The 2,389-nt window shown below is 38.1% G+C and carries 2 protein-coding genes; one reads left to right on the forward strand and one right to left on the reverse strand.

The genetic code is table 11. The features are described 5' to 3' along the window. The first annotated feature begins 287 nt into the window (after window positions 1-287). Window positions 288-737, forward strand: a complete 450-nt coding sequence (locus KNP77_RS15735) for an Hsp20/alpha crystallin family protein (protein WP_214891756.1) — start codon at window positions 288-290, stop codon at window positions 735-737. 293 nt (window positions 738-1,030) lie between these two features. On the opposite strand, the gene KNP77_RS15740 is transcribed toward KNP77_RS15735, so the two are convergent. Next, window positions 1,031-1,315 carry a hypothetical protein gene (locus KNP77_RS15740; protein ID WP_214891757.1) on the reverse strand — a complete coding sequence of 95 codons (285 nt, stop codon included), beginning with the start codon at window positions 1,313-1,315 and terminating at the stop codon, window positions 1,031-1,033. Between the last annotated feature and the right edge of the window lie 1,074 nt (window positions 1,316-2,389).

Raw genomic sequence — 2,389 nt, forward strand, 5'->3', positions numbered from 1 at the left:
CGTGAAATAAAAACTCCACGCAAACTTGACGACGCTATCAAGCCAAAGTCCGAAAACCGGACGAAAACCGACGGAATTCACAAACTTTTCGAGTGGTAACTATTGAATTATATGAGGTGTATGACAAGACAGATAGAGTGTAGTCTGATCTGTTTTGTTATACATCTTATTTTTATTAAAAAAACAAGCATTTTCTGTTGACACTTTTTTTTGAATTTGATATTTATAAATTGTAGTTAGCACTCCGGTACATAGAGTGCTAAAAATAAATCTAAGGAGTGATTATCATGGCTGGTTTGATTCCTTTCAACAAAAAGCGTAATGATTTAATGAACCTTGGGTTTAATGATTTTTCAAACATGTTAGATGACTTTTTCTCAGCAAGTGGGCTTCCGTTCGAAAGAAGTCTAAGACACGATACATTTAAGGTGGATATCAAAGACGAAGCAGACAAGTATGTCATTGAAGCAGAAGTACCTGGAGTTAAAAAAGAAGATGTTCAAGTTACAATCGATGATGGTCGTCTCAACTTATCTGTTAAGCATGAAAGTGTTTCTGAAGAAGAAGGAAGTAAATATATCCACCGAGAACGTCGAATGTCACAAATGTCTCGCAGTATTTTGTTGAAAGACGTGAGTGAAGAAGGCGCTCAGGCTAAATTGGAAGATGGTGTTTTGACATTAATTCTTCCTAAAAAAGAAAACTTAGACACTTCTAAACGTATTATGATTGAGTAACTTTGTGTATCCCCTCCTAAAAAAGAAGAGCTTTCGCTCTTCTTTTTTTTACTGATTTTAAAAAAATACCTTTCCTGTTTTTGTTCAAATCTTTACAGATAAGATCAATTGTTTGGAGAGTTCGAAGTAAAAACGAAGCAAAAGAAGCAAAAAAGAGCATAAGGGGAAACTGCTATCACTTTCCGTGATAGCCCAGGCAGGGCCTGGGGTTTCTGTGATATCATCAAAAGTCCGAAAATGGCACGAAATGTGCCAGTGAAAACACGAAAGTGGCACGAAATGTGCCACTTTTTTTATTCGTCGTTCGTGTCCATATACAACTTGAAGATGAAATTCCGTCGCGCTTCCCGTTGTGCTCTTGTCTTGATGTACGGATTCTCTTTTTCGTATTCGATGATGTCGCTTTCGAGGAAGAGTGCCGTCCGATTGTTCGCGACATATTGTACGGGGAGAGGGGATTTGTCCTCTCCTTTTTTGTCGTGCAGACTTTGTCTCGGCATGTCCCAACGAACAGAAAGGTCGGCGATCGTGAGTAGTTTTGGTATGTCGTTCGGTTTGGTCATTCGTGGTCGCTGCATGTTGTTTTCGTCCCTTCACGAGATATCGAAGATAAGGAGTGCCCATTTACATACTGACACTTCAAAGTGTGTTGAATAAATCCACTGCAACAAAGTTCAAAGTGACAGTTACTTATACTAAGCGCACTCGAGGTTTGTATGATAAGTGGTATGAGGCTACGGCATTTAAAGTTACTCCTGCTTAAAAACAGACAAAAAGTAAAAACACACACTGATAATAAACATCAGTGTGTGTTTTTACTTTTTGTTATATCGAAGAGTTCTCTCGTAATTACTAAGACGACTGCTGCAATCCCTATGGAAATGAAGTTGTTTGTTTTATTAGGTAAATCAAGAACAAGTATTAAGGTCGATAACCCTACAATGGCTACTAGTAAACCTAAATAATCTTTTTTGCGTGACATCATTTCTCTCAACCTTTCTAAAAAAACCTAGAATTTTAACTTAGTATAGCAATCGCTCATATGGAAAGTAAAAACGCATTGGTAGATTATAGTATTTGTCACGCTTGAAATTAAATACCTTTTCGATTTACAGTGAAATCAAAAAAACTATTATAAAATGTTTCCTAAAAGAACTTAAGTTTGCTAGTATTAAGACAATTAAACATGGACGAAAAAAAAACCATTCCTCCTCTCACCAGTAGTTGGAAGCTTCTGATGAGGATCAATGGAATGGCTTTTGTTTAACTAAGTGCGCTAACACTGGTTAAACGGTGTACCCCCCGATCACCTCGGAGGGCACGTTTATAGGTACATACTACCCTGTTTTTCAAGTAAAAACAAGCGTATGAACCCTATCTACAAAGACCGTTTGACTGGAGGACGCCAGTTGAACGGTCTTTTTTCGTTTTTCTATAAACTCATCTTTGTATTTTAGTTTATAGACTTTGAGATACATAGACACAAAAAACGACAGAGTTCTGCACTCGCTCTTAAAACGAGTAGGTCCATCTAGCCGACGCAATAAAATAGATCGGTCACCGATGCGGTTCCAGCATGTGGTGTGACGTTAGCAGGGGAAGGACGGAAAGCCCTGTACATAGCCTAAGTCCCTTCGGGGATATGGTAAAGA

This window comes from Exiguobacterium sp. s142, assembly GCF_018618455.1.
In the GTDB taxonomy this organism is placed as follows: Bacteria; Bacillota; Bacilli; order Exiguobacteriales; family Exiguobacteriaceae; genus Exiguobacterium; species Exiguobacterium aurantiacum_A.

Excerpts from the sequence above, each read along its gene's own strand:
- KNP77_RS15735 (WP_214891756.1), top strand. The coding sequence starts at position 288 with ATGGCTGGTTTGATTCCTTTCAACAAAAAGCGTAATGATTTAATGAAC.
- KNP77_RS15740 (WP_214891757.1), bottom strand. The coding sequence starts at position 1,315 with ATGCAGCGACCACGAATGACCAAACCGAACGACATACCAAAACTACTC.